We start from the raw sequence: 20,264 nt of genomic DNA on the forward strand, positions 1-20,264 counted from the left end.
CGAGCGATTCCGAGCCAAACACATCCAGCGGAATCATTCGTGTCGGACACCGCTAGCGCGGTGTCCTTGCCCTCTTCGATTTCAGAGCAGCAGCTGAACTGAATCAACAATCTCCTACAGAAGAGCGTTGGATCTAACTTCTCATACACCTTATCATCTGTCACTTCTGGAGTTTCACCAGGCATCCGTGCGTTCTTCGGCATACCACCATAGGTGAGGCCCACAACCTCTCCATTCATAGAGAAAACAGGAGAACCACTGCTTCCTTGTGTTCCCGGAAGGGTTGACCCGAGGTCGTCGGGGGCTTCTTCGTAATTAATGGCTCCTGTGAATTGACCGAGACCGATAATCCAATTCCCAACGGAGGACGGATGACCGACGCTCACCATCGGTTGATCGACCTCTAGACCATCGGAGGAACCAATTGTGAGAGTAGGCTGCTTCTTTGCTTCGATCTTCAAGAGCGCCACGTCCGGTGATTTGTTTTTACCAACAACGGTAGGGGTGTATTCGTCTCCGTTGGCCGTCCAGAGTGTCAGCTCTTTCGCCCCATCTACGACGTGGTGGTTTGTCACAATATACCCCTCTGAGTCTACGAACCACCCGGTAGCACCTCCGAACGAGTATCCACCAAAACGCGCCTCGATGAACACCACGGATTTCCGAACCTGGAGACCTAGTTGCTTCGCCTTTGAGACGACTTTACAGGAGAACTCTTCTGCATCGCACGTCGGGGTCGAAGTGGTCGTGGTGGTTGTCGTCGTGGACTCTGGAGTTGTAGTCGGTGTGGTAGTAGTCGTCGGGGTCGGAGTCGGGGTTGAGGTCGACGTTCTGGCACTTGTCGTGTGAACTGCACTCGTCGTCGGCTGGGGCGCGGGGCGTGGCCGCTTTCCTGAAGGCTCAGTAGACGTGGTGTATGCGTACGCACCACCGCCGGTAACGGCACTTCCGCCAAGGATACCGCCGATGCCGGCTAACAATTCTCTGCGGGAAGGCATATCAATTCATTGGTGACTAGTCTATACGGCTTTGGTGAATCACTAGACGGCGTCGGATTCGTTCGGTAGTTCAAAGGAGTTGAAGCGGAAGATTGCCGATGATCCATGTCGAAAATCTCCCGCTTCACGAGCAAAGCGGTCACGTTAGCTAAAAATGTTGTTGGTGACCGAGGCGAAGCCGCCGCCCCCGAAGGGGGTGGCGGCTTCGCCGACTACGCCCTCGTTTCGCTGCACTGTCTGCGGGTTTACCTTGATGAATCGTACCGCAACGCACTCGATCTGCTGAGCGAGATGCCGCATATTTGTGGGGAGATCGGCCTCGAAGAGGGCGATCTCCCTGACCACTCGACGCTGGTTAAGGCGTTTGATAGGTTTGAGATGAAGGTCTGGCGAGTGCTGCTGCGCCTGTCGGCGCAGCTGCACGACCCCTCGGGTCACGCCGCCATCGACGCCACGTTTTTCGACCGTGAGAACGCCAGCAAGCACTACTGCCGCCGGACGAATTATCGCGTTCAAACACTGAAAGCGACCGCTCTCGTCGACACAGAAACTCAAGCGATCCTCGACGTTCACTGTACGACCGAAAAAACGCACGACACACAGCTCGGCTGGCAGGTCGCCTACCGCAACGCAGGCGACCTGCACAGCCTCGCCGCTGACAAAGGCTACGACTGGATGGGTTTACGCGAGAAACTGCGAGAAGAGGACGTGAGACCGCTGATTAAACATCGCATCTTCCGGCCCATCGACCACGCGCACAACGCGCGCGTCGATGGGCCTCGCTACCGCCAACGATCGATGTGTGAGACCGTCTTCTCGTCGATCAAGCGCACGCACGGCGACGCCGTGCGAGCGCGAACGTGGTACCGAGAATTTCGTGAACTCGTCGTCAAATGTGTCGTTCACAACATCAAGCGTGCCGCAACACAGTGAAATCAACCGCCGTATGGCGATTCACCAGAGCCGTCTATACATAAACCCTTCACACATATCGGCTCAGGGGGGTTGATATTCGTCGTCAAATTGTCTGACACTACCCCTGAATTTAAATATCGTCTATGGAATATCTCGACCTATGATGGACGGTAGAGAAAGCAACACGTCCACTTCCTCCTCCACGCCGACGTGGGGTACAAGAGCGAAGGATACCACTCTTCTTGGTGTGACGGCGCTTGTTGTCGTTGCGACGCACATCTACTTCCCCCTACTCATCTCGAGTATCATCCTGGACGCAGCCAGCTGGAGCGGGTGGGGCGGTCACATCATCATTACGGGCATCGGTCTTGTCCTCGGGCTCGCCGCCGCCGCGGTCATCTGGCGGGGCTCATCCTACATCGCGATGTACCCTCTCGCCCTCATCGAGGGAATATTCTACAAGGATCGGGATTGGAGCGTCCTCCCGTTCGCGCACAACGTGATGTACCTCTCCATCGGCGCTACGTTCATCATTTGGACCGCGCCGATCTGGCAGGGCACTATCCCTGGAGCCTATTCGGTCATCCGGCCTCTCACGGTTGAGGGAACCACGCTCGGCACGTGGTTTCTCCTGATTGCCCCGACTGCGTACATCTCCCGTCTGGCACTCCCCCGGGCCGAAGACTTCGAGGGGGACGCCACAGAAGACGGCCACTCGAATGCCACTGATGGGATGTCGACGCAGGTCGAACCGTCTGAACCGGCCGAAACGACACCGCAGAAGAAGCAGCGCCGGGCCTCGAAGGAGGCAGACTCGACTCGGTCGACCGACCGGAGCGACGAACTGACCTACGACTGGGAGAGTCCGCCCGACCTCACGTATCAGGACGTCGGTGGCTACCGGGACGTGACGAGTCGTCTTCGTCGGCGCGCGATCACGCCCCTCACTGCGAGTTCGGATGCGTACACTCGATTTGGTGTCTCACCGCCGACCGGCATCCTACTCTACGGGCCGCCCGGGACGGGAAAGAGCCATCTGGCTCGCGCAACCGCGGGTGAACTTGGGTTCCCGTACTTGGAACTCAGTCAGGCAGACCTCACGAGCAAGTGGATCAACGAGAGTGCGGGGAAGGTTCGACAGCTCTTCGACGAGGCCGAACAGTTCGAGCATTGTGTCATCTTCATTGACGAGATCGACAGCCTACTCCGCACCCGACAGGGGAGCGGCCACAGCGAGGACACGAAGGTCGTGAGCGAGTTCCTCGCTCGCCTCGAGGACGAGGACACGAACTACCTGCTCATCGCGGCGTCGAACCAGCCGGACCTCATTGACGATGCGATTCGCCGACCGGGCCGATTCGACGAACAGTTCGAGATCGGGCTCCCGGACGCGGAGGCACGAGAAGAAATCTTCCGCGTCCAGCTCCGGGAACGTCATCCCAGCCTCTCCGACGAGGACTATCGGGCGCTCGCGCGCAAGAGCGACGGACTTAGTGCTGCGGATATCGAGGCCGTCGCCAACAGTGCGGCATTCGACGCCGCCGAACAGGACGCGCCCACGCTCACCTACAACGACCTCAACGCTCACCTCCCCTAAGCGCCTCACTCCTTTCCAGTTGCCGTCACCATTAGACAGAGCCTTCAGTACGTTATGGTGAATTGGAATGATTCAATCACTTAGGAAGTAGGAACAGTAAAATTCGACTTCCGTACCCCAATTTTGTCTAACTATGTTGATGCACTAAAACTTTTAAACCTGTGAACTCATGGGGGAACTATGGCATCCAAAGCTAGATCCGCGGGCATTCTGGTAGCCCTCGCTGTTCTGCTCCTCGCAGCGACGGGACCGGCCGTGGCGCAAGATGGCTCATACTCAGGAACCGGCGAAGCGGAAGGCATCATGGATCGATTACATGAGGTTATCTTCGACCTTCTCCTCCTTCGTGGAGGAGTGATCGTGATGGGCATTGGAGCTGTGCTTTGGTTCACCGCGAAGAACAGCGCCGACCGCGCTCAGTGGGGTCGCTGGTTGGCGATCGGTGGCGTTAGCATGATGGGGTTTTCCATCGGTGTGAAAGCGGTCATGGGTGTCATCCGGTTCATTTTCGGCGGATAACCCCGCTCTTCGATGACTGTCCAACTGTTATCGTCTCGTAGACGTCTATTCGCGTTACTTGCTGCCGCTCTCCTTCTTGTTAGTGCCATCCCAGTAGCGGCCCACGTCAATTCTGCACCCGACGACGCGAGAGTGTTCTTCGCAGATGACAAGGACCCAAAAGAAAAGGAATACCCGGACTTCGGGCACGCTGACATCGGATGGGTCACAAATGTCGATGAGGAGACTAGTACCCTTGCGAAGGCGTACGACTTCTACTACTACTCGTCTCGTCCACAAACGGAAGTCGGGAGCGAGAACATTACCCTCTCAGAGTTCCGAGAGAACCAGCTGGAACGAGTCTCCCGGAACAGCTCCTCTAGCAAATGGCCAAATTCCGCCCCAACCCCAAAAGACGGTGAGTGGGTAAAAGACGCATACGTCGCATTTCTTGGCGTCGACGGCGGCGCGGAGTACAACGGCCCGACCGCGACCGACGGCGCGTACTTCATCGCCTCCGACGGAGCCGTATTGAATATGCTCGACTACCGCGTGGAGATGCCGACCGGGGACTGCGACGTTGACTATGACCGGAGACTCGTCAACGGAACTCGGCAGATTGTCGGTGGGACGAAAGACTGTATCGCCTACGACCTCGCTGATAAAACGGTCACTCGACGACTTTCTATCGGCTCGCAGACGTGGGTCGCCGTCGGGGACGACCGCCGAATCGAGTACCAGGGCGCAGCGGCAACCGGGGAAGCGGACGTCCGACTCGAAGCGACCATCGGCGTCGAGGTTGACAAACTTACGCGGTCGTTCACCTACGACGCGAACAACTCTACGTGGTTGCTCCAATCGCGAGACGTCGACCGAATTACGAAGTCGCTCACTGTCAGTGACTCAGCTCGGGCGTATATTACCTCCAATCAGGAACTCCAGGTACATCAGCGTGTCATCGACATCAGCGAGGACAAGAAAGCCATCGTCCTCACGTTCAATGGCCCGGACTCGCTGACGGAACGCCGGCTCTGGAGTCGGGCGACATTCAACGAGAAACAATCCCTCCGAAACGTTTGGGGGATCTACTCTATCCAACGGTATCAGGGTGGGAAGGTTGCGACGAACGACCGCCCCTCACCACGCGAGTACCATTTCCCCCACGCCCTTCGGATGCAGTTCACCGCACGGACGGACACACCCGCGGCGCAGTACAACTCGAACGGCGAAATCGGATACGCCCGAATCCCAGAGGTCGTCGATTACCAGCGCCATCAAGTCGGGACCGGGAATGCGTCACTCCCGTCGAACGTGAATCTCCCCACGAGTAAGGTCTACCTCTACGACCAGCTCGTCCTGGAGAACGCCCCCGACCGCATTCAGACCGTCTACGACATTCACGGTGAGCCGATTCCGGTTACCACCGAGGTTGACCCCTACCACCAGACCCGGTTCACATTCACACGTCTTGAGGACGACAGGCTCCGAATCCGACTGGTGACATCGTCGGGAGAGGGCGTCCCGAATCGGGACGTACTCTTGAGTGGCGTCTCGGTAGAGGCAGCGACGACGAACGAGAACGGAGCCATCGTCGTTGAGAAGGAGCGGAACGTTGTCTCTGCTGAGTTCGCGGGGGATAATTGGCGTGTTGACCAGAACCAGTACTATGGTGCTTCTCAGGCAACCCGTGTCATCCAATCACCGGGCCAGATTTCTCACGTGATTAACGATCTCCTAGTCTCGATGGGGTACGCCCTTCCGTGGATTCTCATCGGAGTTCTTGCCTATTCGATGCGACGACGGGACTGAATTACGTTCAGTCAAATTGAAACTCTTAGCTCACTCACTTTGAACATTCACTGAAGAAATGCAGTACGTGAGTGGGTATGTCGCTTCTGTATTTGTGAACTAATACTACCATAGATTTTTAAGCGTTGAATGGGTTGGGATGATTAACTGCTGCATCATCAAGTGATAAAATGACGCCAAAAGAGTGGTTGGCCCATCGGGGAATCGTACCAGTCTTATCCCCGGGAATGATTCAGACTACGCTTACACCGACTCCTTTATTTGTCGGTGCGGACTGGATCATCAACCTCCTGAACACTATCCTGCAAGGGCTTACCGGCGCGATTGGCGAACTGTTCACGGCGGGACTCGCGGAGTTCCTGTTCTTCCCGAGCCCGTACCATATGTCAGCCGCCAACGAGGCGTTCTACTACAGCCGCGAGCTCGGACTCAAGCTCTTCCCGATCGTCATCGCTTTCGGCATTCTTTCTATGCCGTTCTCACAGATGGAGAAGGCGCGACCATACCGGCAAGTCTGGCGTGGCGTCACCGTCATCTTCGCGATGGCGCTCGCACCCCCGATGCTGGATATCTGCCTCCAACTCGTCAACTGGACCGGTCAGCAACTCTTCCCCACCTCGTATAGCCTCTCGTTCGCCGGGCAAGGGATGCTTGATCAACTCGCAGGCATCGGGCTCGCGGGTGTCGGTCTTGTCGTCGCTGGCTACCTAATGATGGGCGTGTCTATCCTCGGCGTACTCGTTCTCCTGTTCTTCCTCTTCCTCCGAGAGTTCCTCTTCCAGCTTACCTACCAGCACTTCGCGATTCTCATGGTTATGTGGTACATCGATTGGGGGCCGTTCAAAGTCTCGAACCACATCGCTAAACTCGTCTTCCGGACGACTGGGTATCTCCTGCTCGCCGGGATTCTCATGTCCGCCGCGCTCGCGACGGGCGCGGCCCTTGCCGGTGGCGACCCGGGAACGGTTCAAGCCTCAATGCAGGGTGGCCAATTCGCTGGGGAACAGGCGACGATCTCCTTCTGGAGGCAGTTCGCCGGATGGTTCATGGGAATTGCGCTCGCCGGCGTCGTTGGGGCGAAGGCCGCGACGATGGGTGGGGTCCCGATGAGCCAAGTCGCCCGGGCGCGGGGCGCTGGTAGCGGTTCGGGAAATACCGCGTCGGCATCGAACGGAGACGGCAAAATCACCCGTCTCCGCGACCAAGGGCGAGAAGCCCTGTCGGACCTCGGTAGCCGTGCGGGAGGCCGACTCGACGAAGCCGGTGGTCCGCTCGCCGGGATTTCTGTCGGTGGGGCACAGGGATACATCGCACAAGGTAAGTCCTCGTTGAACGAGACTGCGTCGTCGATATCCGATCGCGTCGGCCCGCGAGGGACTGCGGTCGCAGCTGGTGTCGGGTCGGTCGGGAAGTTCGCCGCAACGGAAGGAATGGCTGGAACCGCGTACGCCGCAAAGAACATGAACCAGTCTCCGATGCAGTGGGCGACGGCAGCCCGTGACCGCTACCGGGAAAGGCCCCTCGTAGACACGGGGAAGTACTCAGATGGGCAGTACAAACTCGATTCCTTCGGGTCGAGTGGATCAGGCGCATCCGGCGGTGCTACTGATTCGACGCCCGTCGACGGGTCCCGCGCTGCCGCGGCGGGCGCGACTGACCGCGAGTCGGAACAGGCTGGTCTCTCTGATGAGTTCGATGAGGCGTTTGACGAGGCATTCGAGAACTCCGATCTCTTCGAGAGTGGCAACAATCAGTCCAAGAGAGGTCTCGTTGACGACAACGCTGGTGGGTCAGGTACATCTCCCAGTGGCTACTCCGACCGTGCAGACGGGGAGACAGATACCGGATGGGAGTTGAAGCCCCGCTATACGCTTCGGCGGACAGGAAGCGAGGGAGACGGTGAAACGAGCGCTCCCGAATCGCCGCCCGCAGGGTCCAATCCATCGGACAACAGCGAGGACAACGGTGAAGACGACAGGGATTGGGGAAACCCTGCTGACTTCATGTAACCACCCGGTCGTTCCAGAAGCCGGTGCAGTCGGTCGGTTTTGAAAACATTCTAATTCTTCAAAGAGTAGAAAACGCAATACGGCAAAGGGTATCCAATATTCATTTCGCCACACAAAAATTAAATGTCTATACGGATAAGGACGCGTTATGCGTTCGTTCCCCGTTGCCGGGAGACTACTAGAACAGAAGTTCCTGTTCGGCCTCTCGGTGAAGCATCTGGAAGTATTGGTGATCCCCTTCGCGTTCATGGTGATCCCGGAGTTCCTCGGCGTGCCCACGATGTACTACCTCTGGTTGGGACTCGTCGGTCTCGTCTTCGCTGGATTGGTACTCCACTACACACCGCCCGTGCAGCGCCCCCGTGAGTGGGTTATCGGCTGGTTTCACATCAACTACGGAACCACAACCTACCTGAATCGACCAACTGAGCGCGGTCGAGCGCACGGAAAGATTCAGGATGTTGTTCTCACGTACGAAGATAGCTGGAAGACAGATTCGGAGGGAGAGTAAAATGGCTGTTCAAGACCCCGAGAGCCGGAACCTTGGCCCTGCGCTCGACATTCTCCGCGACCAGGAAACCCCGATGAAGCACCGTCTCGAAGCGACGATGGGTGCGACTCAGGACGAAGCGACGGCACGGGACGCGATTATCCAACGTGGCGTCGAACTCACAGAGGGAACGGCCAGCGATGCGGAACGTGCGGAACTGAAGGCACTCTTGGAGACCGCCGCGAACGAGTTTGGAATTGCGGTGTCCCCGAAGGAGATCGCCGCTGCTCGAAAGCGCGACGAGCAAGAACAGGCCGAGGACGAAGTCGACGACGAGCCCGACGAGACCACGGAACGAACGCACGTCCCGTCGGGAGGTCTGGCCCCAGAGCAGGCGGAAGACGCCCGCGAAGAGATCGAGGTTGACGAGGCGTCCGACGTCGACGAGGGGAACGACGCCGGCGACGAGGCCGCCCTAAGCACTGCCGACCACGACGAAGCGGGAACCTCCAACGACACGGGGACGCCTACGACGGCCGGAGAAGCGCGTGAACACGACGCTTCGCCAGCCAACGTCCAGCACCCCCTTGGTCAGGATAACGGCAGGGACGACGCCGAGAGCGGCGTGACGGACAACGCTCCCGGCAACGGAGACGCCGAGAGGGCAACGGTTGAGGCCGCCGACGTAGAACCCCCGGTCGAGAGCGATGACCCCGACGACGAGACATCCAACGAGCCGGACGGGGAGAGCTTGGACCACGAGGGCGAGATCGGCGAGGGAATCCCTACTGCGCAGAGTGTCCTCGAGGGTCGCCAGACGGAGTCTCTCGACTCGCCAGCCAGCGAGCCAGCTGAACCGAAGACGATTGACGAGGAACGCATCCAGCGAGATATCGAGACGGGCGACGACTCCGCCCGTCCAACGGCGCGCGACCGTGTCCTCCCCGACGACGACTACGTCATCTACGACCGCCTCACGCGGCGCAGCACGCTCACTCAAGACACGCTCGGGTTCGAGTACGTGCGAGACGATGGAGTCGCGGTCGATGACGACCACTACATCGGCCTCATCCACGTCACCCCCCGGAACTGGCTGGTACTGAACGACGAGGAGAAGCAGAGCGTCTTCAGCGCCTTCGTCTCGTTCCTCCGTGGAGCCGTCCAGTTCCCCATCCAGATCGTCGCGATTCCGCGGGACTTCGACGTCACCCACCATACCTCGAACATCAAGGACGCCGACAACCGAGCGAACCACGACAAGGAAAGCCCGTTCCTCGCGCACGGACGACGACGACAGGTCATCTGGACGCAGAACGCCATCGACAACCGTCACGTCAAGGACCGTGACCACTACATCGTCGTTCGCGTCCGGGCAGAGCAGGTCTACTCCTACATGAACAAGTCGGGGGCCTTCGACGGCATCCCTATCCTTGAGAACCTCGCGAAGAAGGTGAAGCGAACCGCCTCCAGTGATGAAGAGGAGGACCAAGTCGCGAGCGAAGACCGCTGTGTCGCCGAGGTCAACCAACGTCGGCACTCCCTTCGAGAGAAGCTCGCGAACACTGGTGTTCGGACGGAGCTGGTCAACGACCGCGGCGAGATGATGGATATCTTGTACCGCTACTACAACCACTCGAACTCCCCCTTCGACGAGTACAACCACGCCACGTACACGGAGAAGTTGTCGAACATCGTCTCCCCCGGAGGTAACCACTAATGCCGATCAGTCTAGGAGCGATTCAACAGTACCTACCCAACGCCGCACAACAGATCGTACAGCAACTCATCAACCAGTACGGTGAGGCTGCCGTCGCAGGAGGCGCGATAGCCGCCATCGGTCTCATCATCGTATTTCTCTACGGCGGCTACCGTGGCGTTCGAATCGGTGTCGAAAAACTCCGGAACACCGAGCGAAGTGTCGGACGGTCGCAGGGGTTCGGCTCCTTGGACGACGTCGACGAGGACACGTTCGACCTTGCGGTCAGTATCCTGAAAGCTGAGGGTGAGGAACCGACTCGGAAGAGCATCAAGGAGAAGGCGGAACAGATCCGGGAACTGGAGACGATGGACGAGGACGACCTCCGTCTCGGAATCGTCCAAGACGACGGTGAGAGGAAGCGTGCCGACCAGCGCGTTGTCGCGCCTATCCGTATTGAGGAAGAAGCCGACTACTTCGAGCGGAACGGCCAGTACGTTCGAGTGCTCACCCTGAGCCAGCTCCCCGACAAGGTTCCGATTGGGTGGCTCACTGGTCTGTTCACGACCAACCTGGACGTCCGCGTTAGCTACCATATCACGCCGCGTGACACGTCCACGATTCTGGGAAAACTCCAGAAGAAGCTCACACAGGTCATGGTTGAACTCATCCGGAAACAAGAGAAGAACCGGACGGACACCCACGAGCAAGAACAGGAGAAGGCGGCGATCAACCGGCTCATCGACCGCATTGTCGAGGGCTCTACGAAACTTTACGACTTCGCGATTTACATCGAAGTTGTCGGGAGCACGAAAGAGGAACTGGACACCGCGACCCGCGACATCATCCAGCTCTTTAGCGAGAAGAACGCCGAACTCGTCCCGCTGGAGAACATGCAGGTCGCTTCGCAGAACACCGTCGCACCCGTCGGGAAGGACAACATCAAGAACACAGGTCTGCTCCAGGAAGAAGCACTCGGGACGACGTTCAGTTTCGTCGAGCCCGCTATCAGTGACCCCGACGGCATCCTTCTCGGCTTCGACGATACGTCGCGACCGATCATGCTGGACAAGTTCAGCCTCTCCGGCTACTCGAAGGCTGTCACCGGGAAGATTGGGTCCGGGAAGACCTACGACACGAAGAAGTGCATCTACCGCCGCCTCCAGATTGACCCTGGGATCGAGTGCATCATGTTCGACCCGTTGGGGGACGACTTCGTCGACTTCGTAGAGAAAATGGACGGACAGGTCATCCGATTCGGTGGAGACTACGTCATCAACCCGTTCGCTATCGCCCCGTCCGACGACGACGTCATCGAGGATCCCTACAACGACAAGATTCGGTCGCTTGTCGGGATGCTCTACACGCACTTCGAGGAGAAGGGCGGCCTCGAGTCTGCAAAGGAAGGGCTCTCGATTCGTGTCTTCCACCTCGCGTACCTCCAGAATGGAATTACCCCGGACGAGAGCACGCACCACCGCGAAAACCCCACGTTCCAAGACTTCTTGGACATTCTTCAGAAGCTCGCCGATGGTGAGGAACCTACGGAGTTCATAGAACTTTCCGACGAAATCGACGACAAGAAGCAGATCATGCGGCACATCCAGCGGATGGAGGACAACCTCCGTCCAGAGCAGCGTGCCCACGCCGACGACCTCTTGCTCGGTCTCGAAGCCTTCCAGAAGAACGGGCCGAACTCCAACCTAAACGGCCACACGAACGTCTCGCTGGACGACCAGCTCGTCGTGTTCGACATGTCGAACTTCGCGGACGGAAGCGAGGCCCCTCTCTTCATGCATGTCATGCTGGACTGGGCCTACAGGCGCACGCAGACGACGCCCGGTCGGATGGACGTCACGTTCGAGGAGGCGCACTATCTCCTGAAGCAGGAGGGGACGCGCTCGCTTCTGAACCTCTGGTTTCGGCACGCGCGCCACTTTGACGCCGGACTTACGCTCATCAGCCAAACGGCCGAAGAGTTCGTTGACGGCGACGAGGTGCAGGAGATCTATGATCAGTGTGACATTAAGCAGATGTTCTATCAAAAGAACGTCTCTCATAAAGTCGTGGACTACTACGACCTCAGCCCGCGCGAGAAGCAGTACATCGAGCAGGCAGCTCGCGGACAGAAGTCGGGTTACTCCGAGTGCCTTCTCTCCGTGACGGGCCACGGGCGGCGTCGGTTGGAAGTTCGGACGGGTGAGTTCGAGAACCACATCCTCGACGACGATGAAGACCCGTGGGAGTACCTTGTGGAACACAAGGACATCACCTACGACGACCTTGAGTACCTGGAAGAGAAGGGAAAACTGGACGACTACGCTATCCCTGAGAACGTGAAAGCGCAAGTGAGGGCCTAAGATGTACCGGAAGGGGCATCAGGGCATGGCGTTGCTGTTCGCCGCGCCGCCCTCGGTCTTGCTCATCCTCACGACGGGGAATCCCGGAGCCGGACTCCCGTTCACTGCCCTCGCGTTCACGGTCGCGATGCTTCCCGACACCGACCAAAGAATCCCGTTTGTGAAGCACCGCGGAATCACGCACACCATTGTTTTCGCGGTCGCGGTCGCACTCATTGGGGGCGTGCTGCTGTTCCAACTCGTCCAAATCGTCCTCCCGTGGAGAGACCTCCCGGCTGTACTCCTCTTTGGGTACGTGGCGAGTGCGTTGTTCGTCGGACTACTCAGCCATCTCTTCGCGGATTCGCTGACTGTCGGGAGTGGGGACTATGCAATTCACCCCTTCTGGCCGATCAGCGACCGTGAGGCACGGCTTGGTCTCACGACCGCAAGTTCAACCATCTGGAATGTATCTCTCCTAGCAGCGGGAATCGCCGTTCAAATCGTTGTCTACGCTGTCGTCATCTAATTTCCCCATTCGAACGTTTCTGGCTCTGTACTGCTCTCTGAAGCTTTTGGAGATTCAATGTGATTTCCTAATAGGATTTATTAACGTCACGTACATGGGTTCTTCATAAACAGTTCGGAGAACTAAGGAATATGAACCAGACCAATCACAAAACGATACGGAGGTGTCGCAGATGAAACGAGAATACATAAAAATCGAGCCGTCCCGAGGAATCCTCGCACCGGAGACAGTCGTCCGATACATTGCGGGACTCCGGAAACTCGGCGACTCGGGGATGCTCAACAAGCTGATGGGGAGCGCTGAGACCCCCACGTTCGAGTTCATCATCTACAGTTCCGGAGCCGACGAACAGATCGAGTTCTACGTCGGATGCGAACCTGACGAGATGCTTGATCAGCTTGCCCGAAAGCTCCGATCGATGTATCCGGACTCCTTCGATTATCGAGAAGCCGAGTTCGACCTCGCCACTGCCCTCATACCACGGTTAGACGAGTTCGACTACGATCCGGACGAGTACGACGAGCAGACACTCTACACGATTGAGGGTGACGAGCCGGAATCCGAGGATGACAACCTCCCGGACACTCTCAAAGACCCCGAAGAGATCCGTCCTGATATCGATGAAATCGACCCCTTCGTCACACGATGGGGCGGTCTCGGGCAGAAGTCGAAGGATTGGATGACACCGCTTCGTCGGTTCACGCAGCGCGAGCAGGTTGAGGACGAGGAGGCTCCTCCCCGAAGCCCGCTTTCGGACATAATCGAGGAAATGGCGCATACCGACTTCCCCATCGCTTACCAAGTTCTGTTCCAGCGCCGTCCTGATTGGTCGGGGGCCGCGTCGAAACGGAAGAACGACATTCGACTTGGACAGGACGGCCTCCGCGCCGCTGTGTCGCAGACGTTCAACGACGCGGTGTTCGGTATGTCGACCGAGGAGAAGCGCGAGCGATACAAAAGCGACACCGCGACCGAGGTCGGGGAAGGAAGCCAGCAGAGCGAGACCGCAGTAACAGGCGACCTCGCAGGACGGAAGACCCTCATCGACTTGAAGTCGCCCGGCCAGACGTTCACCGTCAACGTTCGCGCGGCAGCAGTTCCACGGCGAGACTATCCCGTCGACGTGATTGAGCCGACGATGAGTAGCATTTGTAGTGCCTTCGACCACTTGGATGGGTATTTTTACTCGATACAGGGAGACGTTCTCAAAGGTTCTTGGAAGGACAAGGCCGTTGAGTGGATGCGTCGAGGAGAGAATCGCTCCGAAATCGAGTTCCGACGGATGCTTGATCGGGAACTCGTCACCTCGAAAGCCGGGAAGAAACGGAAGCATCTCGTACTAAACGCAGACGAGCTCGCGAACCTCATCTCCGTCCCCAGCTCTCGAACGCTCACCGTCGCCGGTGAGCGCGGAGCAAGAGGGAAAGCCGAAGCCCGCGACCCGCTCCCCCGACCCGACCCGGACGTGATGGAAGCCTTCGAGGAACCGGGTATGGCCATCGGGTACGCGATGGACGAGAACGGGAAGGTCGTCAACCCACCCGTCCAACTGGGGCCGCGTCACCTCGAACGGCACTACCTCCGAGCCGCGTCTACAGGGTCCGGTAAGTCCGTTGCCGTCCAAAACGACCTGCTCACCGCACACGCTAATATTCGTGGGCCGACAGCCATTGTCGAACCAAAAGGCGACGGTATGTGCATGGAGTACCTCCGCGCCCACTACAAGCAGTACAACACGCTGGACGACGTATTGTACTTTCACATTCCCGATGTTCTCCCTGCATTCTCCTTTTTTGACATTCGACCGGCACTGAAAGCGGGTCGTCGTCGTGAAGACGTCATTGAGGACAAAATCAACCACTTCCACGAGATTCTGCGGATGGTCATGGACTCCGAACTCTACGAGCAGGCGTTCGTTGCGAACGAGATTCTCGACTGGCTCATCAAAGCCCTGTTCGACGAGAAGCATGGGAGTGACGCCTTCGGTATCGACGATCTCTCAGAAGCGGTACGGACAATGCTGAAAGAGCAGAAGACGCCCCCAATATCTGAAGAGAATCGAGACGTTGAGGATGAACTGTCCGCGCACTTCGAGAAGGACGCCCAGCAGTTCACGCAGTCTATGGAGGCGGCCCGTCACCGTATCAACCAGATCAAAAAGAACACGCACCTCTACAAGATTTTCAGCCACGTTCCAGAGTGGGATTACGAGAATCAACGGTACGCGAGCAACGTATTCGATTTCCGTCACTTCCTCGAAGAAGATGTTGTTCTCCTGTTCGACACGGGTGATCTTCGTCCCGAGGCGCAGCAGGCGTTCACGCTCCTCCTACTTTCGAACGTATGGGACGCGGTACAAGTCCGCCGTCGCGATCCACAGGCGGAGTACGACTACGTCGCGAACCTCATTCTCGAAGAGGCCGCTGATATTGCCTCCAGTGAACTCGTCTACAAACAACTCCTCCCCCAAGGTCGGTCGTTCGGTCTCGCAATAGGGCTCATCATGCAGTTCTCCGAACAAGTCAACCTTGGCGACGGCGGAGACCGCGCCTACCGGGAAATACTGAACAACGTGAAGACGAAGCTCGTCGGGAACGTCGAAATCGACTCAGACCTCGCGGAAGCCCTCGCACATGAAGGTTTGGAACCCGTCGAACTCAGGAACCGTCTCACCGCGCTCCCGACGGGCGAGTGGATCGCCCAGCTCCCGAGCCCGGGATTCGGGAAGACTGCTCCCGAACTGTTCACCGTGAAACCGCTCCCGATCCCTCCGGGAACTACTGAAAGCGACGATCCGCTCCACCCTGATCAAGCGTCGACCTTCAATAGCTCTGCACTCCCCCGCGTCGAGACACGAACAGCGACCCACTACGGAATTGACGCACCTGCTAGGGACGACGAGAATATGGGCGACGGCGACAGCGTCTTCTGGGGTGTCGACGACGGTGAGCAGGTTGCCGAATCCCAAGCCGATGAGGTGGGCAGTAGTATTCTCGCAGCGAAACCAACGCACGCGTCCTCCGGAGCTACGGAAGAGGCGACCACGGACACATCGGAGGCGGCTCCACAATTGACCGCCGACGCTACCGAGGAGCCTGCTGACTCGGCTGGTGGCGGCGACTTCTTGGACGAGATCGACGCAGAGATGGGGCTTGTACCGGGTCAAGACGGCGGGGAATCTCCGTCGACGGCCGAAGAGACTACGGACAGCCCAAACACCACCCAAGCGACTATCGACTCGGACTCGGAGAGCACCTCTGAAGCAGGATCGAAATCGTCCTCCACCGGTTCGCCGATGACGGAATCCGTGTACGCTGACGGACTCCCTGCCCATATCGAGGTGGACAAGGAAGGGAACGTCTACCGCTGCACCATCTGTGAGGCCGAGTACGCGAGTGCAGACCGCAGTGCCGCGAAGCAATGCTGCCAGTTTGAGACAAGGGGCGACGTACTCGCCGTTGTCCAGCACCTAATTGACGAAGCAGAGAATCCTTCGACTCTGTACGGGAAGTTCGGGGCCATCGTCGGCCACGCGGAAGGTCAGAACGTCGACGTTGAGTTTAGTGAGATGAGGTCGCTGGTTACTGCCGATGAAGAAGCCACGGTCGAGGAGACAGAAGACGCCGAGAGTGCTACCGAGGACGATGGGCAGGTCGAGGATGAAGACGAACTGGACGCAGAGACGTTCCATGAAGCGGTCGCTGGCGTCGACGATGCGACACTCGAAGAAGAGGGCTTCACCCGCGACGAGGCGAAGTTCCTCGGATTGGTCCTGGACGCGATGAACGACGACGTCCCCGGGTACAATCTCCTGAAATCCATGACCAAGCTACGGGATGGGTTCGAGGAGATCGACACCGGGAGTCTCGAAGAACGAGGGTTCATCGAGAGCCACCGAGTATGCCGCCGCCGGTACTACACCGTCACTCCCGACGGTCGGAAGCTCATCGGGAAGAAGCTCCGTGCGATGCCCGGTCGCGGCGACCTCGGTGAGAAGACTCCCCACAAGGTCGGCGTTGAGATGCTACGAACGTGGTTCGAGCAGAAGAGCGTCATCCAACGGGCCGAGAAATACTACGAGTACGACCCGGACACCATCATCGACGCCGTCGCGTTCGACGAGGATGACGGGATCGCGTGGGTCGGCGAGGTCGAACGCTCCTCGAATAATGCCGACTCGACTGAGAAGGACTACCAGCAACTCCAGAGCGTCGACGCGTCTGCTGTCTGGGCGTTCAAGAACAAAACGGAGGCCATCGAAATCCTGAACGTACTGATTGAGCGTGACTGCATCGACCTTGAACTGACCACGACTATCACGAAGTCGTTCCCTAAGATGCAGGAGGCGGTTGAGAACATGAACGACGACGGTATGAGCCGCATCCTCCGGTTTAGCGACCTAAACGAGGAACTTTACTGATGACCTGGAGACAAGCAACCTCAGACGAGATATCCGCCTACTACGACGGTGAGTTCCAAGACCGCCTCGGCCAGCTCCCAGAGCACATCACTCCTGCCGGGCCGAAGCAGTACGCCATCGCGTTCCGAGAACCCCATCCAGTAAAGAAGGACGATATCCCCGACCGCGACTTCATCCGTCGCGATACTCGGAACACCAACTGGGACGGGGAGCCGACGAGCAAGCAGTTCACATCAATGCAGGAGATCGTCGACTTCATCCGGTGGCCTGCACGGAACGACCCCCTCCGGAACACAAACGTTGGTCTCGCCGATCCCGACATACCCGGCGTGTCAAACCCGACAACCGACGCAGTCTACTACGCGCTCGATAACTGGGACCGGCCGTGGGTCATGCTCGTCGACATCGACGCGAAAGACGTCGCGAAGCAGCGCGCCGAACGAACTCTCGGCGACCGCTACGACGACCAGGAGACGCTACTCGCACACGCCGGGGTCACGCCCGGTGCGCCCGAGGACTACCCCTACGAGTTCAAGGATATCCGGAAGGCTATCGAGTATGGCTTCAAGACGAAGCGCCTCTTCGAGGACGTCTTCAACGCAGACGAGACGCAGGTCGTCTACACCGGACAGGGCGTCCACGTCTACCTTCTGGATACCGACCTCGAACACTCCTACGACGCGAAATCGAGGGAAGTGTTCAACGACCTCCTTCAAGAGAAGTACGCCATACCAATCGACCCGGTCGTGACAGCCGACCAGCGGCGAGTCGCCCGGCTCCCCTACAGCCTCCACACGGACGTCTGCCGGGTCGTACAGCCCATCGAGAGCCAAGACTTCGACTTCCGGACAGACGCCCGACCAGAGTTTCTCCAGCAGGAGGCTGAAACCGCATGACTCGGAAGAACCCCTACAACAACGAACGCGAGGCCCTGCGCGCCGCTGCACTCCCGCACGACTACCAGACTCGTGGATTCAACCAGCTGTTCCGGCGCGGCTACGGGCGCTGGAAAGCAGACGGTGAGGACCAGACAGACAAACTCATCAAGGATATCGAGACGTTCGCGAAGGGTGCGTTCGACGAGGACGTCCGGGAACGTGCCCTTTGTCGCCCCTACGTCGATGAACCGGGAACGCTCGCCGTCCTCGCCACTCTCGCCGCAGTCTGCGTGCAGGAACACCCTCGGCTGAAAGACACGCCCACGGGTCGACTGAAACTCATCGAGAACATCCAGGAGCTATATACGAACAACGTCCTCTCACTGATTCACGACTTCGACGACCCCTCGTTCGCACAGGATATCGCCGAGACCATATTCGGGAAAGGCTCCGTCGACGGTGTCCCACACGCCGGTCGCGTTTGTACCGGGATCGTCGAGCGCCCCGACCTTGGGGACGGGCTCTACATCGAGATCCCGATGGTAGCTGCCTCCCGGAAGTGCCTCATCCACGTCGACGACGAGGCGGGCGGACACCTCGTGACCGAGGTCGCGGACAACAACCTCTACATCCCTGCCAAGTACCTCGATAAACGCTACCGGGAGTACGCAGGCGGTGCGTTCCAGCGCATCCTCCACGCACAGGAGTCCAGCCTCTCACCCGACCAGCGCGATTGGCTCGCGAAGAACGAGGAAGGCGTCACCGACCGTATCAACCGATTCTTCAACACCGGTCATCACGACCGTATCTGGAAGAACTGGAGTCGTGAGGAGCAACAGGTCAAGCTCATCGTGAACGTAGTCGAGGCCGCCGAGGAGGACGACGTCGCGCTCGGTGAACAGCTCACCGCGACCGAGATCTACGAAGCGGTCGCGTCGTACTCCCCGGAACACCGCTGGGAGTTCGATATCGCCGACCAGTTCTCGAGTGCGACCGGCATCGCGAACATCCTCCGTGACAACGAAGACCACAAGAGCGTCAGCATCGACCGCAGTGGTCGTGTCAACAAGTACGAGCTCTCCGGCTACGGCGGCTCCTCGAAACAGATCACCGTGCAGGGCTTGGAGGACCTCTTCGAGCTTCCCTGTATGGCTGCGATGGATGAACGCCTCCAGAACGAGAAGCCCGTTCGGAAGGACCTGTTCAACTTCGCTCGCATGGTCATGTGGCTCCCGAAGTACCAGCCGAATTCAGATATCGACGTCATCGTCGAGGACCTGAAAGATGTGTTCAGTCGGTGGCCGTGGTACGACGAACAGGAGACCGATTACCAGGTGCGATATGAGTTCGCCCACGGGAAGAACTCGGACGGTGACGACTACCTCCCGATGGGGTGTGACAACGACGATATGCAGCGCTACTGCATTGGTCAGAACGAGTGCGAATATTCGATCTGGGGGAGCATCGATTTCCCCGATCGGATGTACGATCAGGCCCAGTCTCAAGACGGGTTCAACGGTTACTACTGACCGACTATCGATCTCTTTCTTTTCGAGTCCTCGAACCGCGTTGAGCTACCTCTCTCGCGAGGGCTACGAAGCACCGCATGATGATGGTGTAAGGAACGGCCACCCTTGCTTACCTACCAGACTTATTTCACATCGTATTTCGCCAATCTGCCTGCGTCGTGGCCACCCCATTGGACGCACCCTTTCGCGCCCAATTTAGAGCCTGTCGCGTCCAATCGTGGCCATTTCAGCCGATTTTTCGCACCCAATTTCTGAGTGCCGCAGAGACCGTGGAGTCCAATTCTGCTGTATTCTCCCACTACAACTGGTGACGGCTCAGAATCGACTCGTCGATTTTCCCTTTCCACACCTCTGTTCGCACCAATTTATACACAATTAAAGATTAACTATTTGTTAGGAGGGTGATTTCTGCGTCTCAGGCCATATCGCACCGATTCGTGGCCAATTAGCGAGCTCTCACAACTCAAAATCTCTTTCGTACCCAATTTAACGGACGGAGAGGAGACGATAGATTCTCTAAAGATATTTGGACTCATAACGGCCTCTTGCATATGGAT

At 58.2% G+C, this 20,264-nt stretch carries 14 protein-coding genes; 13 read left to right on the forward strand and 1 reads right to left on the reverse strand.

Annotated elements, in window-relative coordinates; translation table 11 throughout:
* Nucleotides 1-656: trypsin-like peptidase domain-containing protein (locus NDI65_RS17255; protein ID WP_310893885.1), on the reverse strand; the 656-nt coding region annotated here is incomplete at its 3' end.
* On the opposite strand from NDI65_RS17255, the gene NDI65_RS17260 reads away from it, so the two are divergent.
* The 13 genes from NDI65_RS17260 (at nucleotide 646) to NDI65_RS17320 (ending at nucleotide 19,707) form a co-directional block, all read left to right on the forward strand.
* Nucleotides 646-849 (forward strand): hypothetical protein, encoded by a 204-nt coding sequence (locus NDI65_RS17260; RefSeq protein WP_310893886.1) that lies wholly within the window; start codon nucleotides 646-648, stop codon nucleotides 847-849. The two genes, NDI65_RS17255 and NDI65_RS17260, sit on opposite strands and share 11 nt — an antisense overlap.
* 254 nt (nucleotides 850-1,103) lie before the next feature.
* Nucleotides 1,104-1,931: an IS5 family transposase gene (locus tag NDI65_RS17265; RefSeq protein WP_310893887.1), complete on the forward strand. Its 828-nt coding sequence runs from the start codon at nucleotides 1,104-1,106 to the stop codon at nucleotides 1,929-1,931.
* A 142-nt stretch (nucleotides 1,932-2,073) separates the two neighbouring features.
* Nucleotides 2,074-3,510, forward strand: a complete 1,437-nt coding sequence (locus NDI65_RS17270) for an ATP-binding protein (protein ID WP_310893888.1) — start codon at nucleotides 2,074-2,076, stop codon at nucleotides 3,508-3,510.
* 180 nt (nucleotides 3,511-3,690) lie between these two features.
* Nucleotides 3,691-4,029: a hypothetical protein gene (locus NDI65_RS17275; RefSeq protein ID WP_310893889.1), complete on the forward strand. Its 339-nt coding sequence runs from the start codon at nucleotides 3,691-3,693 to the stop codon at nucleotides 4,027-4,029.
* A 132-nt stretch (nucleotides 4,030-4,161) separates the two neighbouring features.
* Nucleotides 4,162-5,817, forward strand: a complete 1,656-nt coding sequence (locus NDI65_RS17280) for a hypothetical protein (protein ID WP_310893890.1) — start codon at nucleotides 4,162-4,164, stop codon at nucleotides 5,815-5,817.
* Nucleotides 5,818-6,044: 227 nt separating this feature from the next.
* A complete protein-coding gene (locus tag NDI65_RS17285) occupies nucleotides 6,045-7,826 on the forward strand; it encodes a hypothetical protein (protein ID WP_310893891.1) in 1,782 nt (593 codons plus the stop codon).
* 148 nt (nucleotides 7,827-7,974) lie between these two features.
* Entirely contained in the window at nucleotides 7,975-8,337 is a 363-nt protein-coding gene (locus NDI65_RS17290; protein ID WP_310893892.1) for a hypothetical protein, read from the forward strand.
* A gap of 1 nt (nucleotide 8,338) precedes the next feature.
* Nucleotides 8,339-10,033, forward strand: coding sequence for a hypothetical protein (locus tag NDI65_RS17295; RefSeq protein WP_310893893.1), 1,695 nt, complete (start codon nucleotides 8,339-8,341; stop codon nucleotides 10,031-10,033).
* Entirely contained in the window at nucleotides 10,033-12,372 is a 2,340-nt protein-coding gene (locus tag NDI65_RS17300; protein ID WP_310893894.1) for a hypothetical protein, read from the forward strand. Before NDI65_RS17295 ends, NDI65_RS17300 begins: the two co-directional genes overlap by 1 nt.
* A gap of 1 nt (nucleotide 12,373) precedes the next feature.
* On the forward strand, nucleotides 12,374-12,880 hold the full coding sequence (locus NDI65_RS17305; protein WP_310893895.1) for a metal-dependent hydrolase: 507 nt from the start codon (nucleotides 12,374-12,376) through the stop codon (nucleotides 12,878-12,880).
* A gap of 172 nt (nucleotides 12,881-13,052) precedes the next feature.
* Nucleotides 13,053-17,300: a hypothetical protein gene (locus tag NDI65_RS17310; protein ID WP_310893896.1), complete on the forward strand. Its 4,248-nt coding sequence runs from the start codon at nucleotides 13,053-13,055 to the stop codon at nucleotides 17,298-17,300.
* Nucleotides 17,300-18,196, forward strand: coding sequence for a DNA primase (locus NDI65_RS17315; protein ID WP_310893897.1), 897 nt, complete (start codon nucleotides 17,300-17,302; stop codon nucleotides 18,194-18,196). The genes NDI65_RS17310 and NDI65_RS17315 overlap by 1 nt, the downstream gene beginning before the upstream one ends.
* A complete protein-coding gene (locus NDI65_RS17320; protein WP_310893898.1) occupies nucleotides 18,193-19,707 on the forward strand; it encodes a primase-associated protein in 1,515 nt (504 codons plus the stop codon). Before NDI65_RS17315 ends, NDI65_RS17320 begins: the two co-directional genes overlap by 4 nt.
* The last annotated feature ends 557 nt before the right edge of the window (nucleotides 19,708-20,264 follow it).

The sequence above is a fragment of the Haloferax sp. S2CR25 genome, assembly GCF_031624535.1.
GTDB lineage: Archaea > Halobacteriota > Halobacteria > Halobacteriales > Haloferacaceae > Haloferax > Haloferax massiliensis.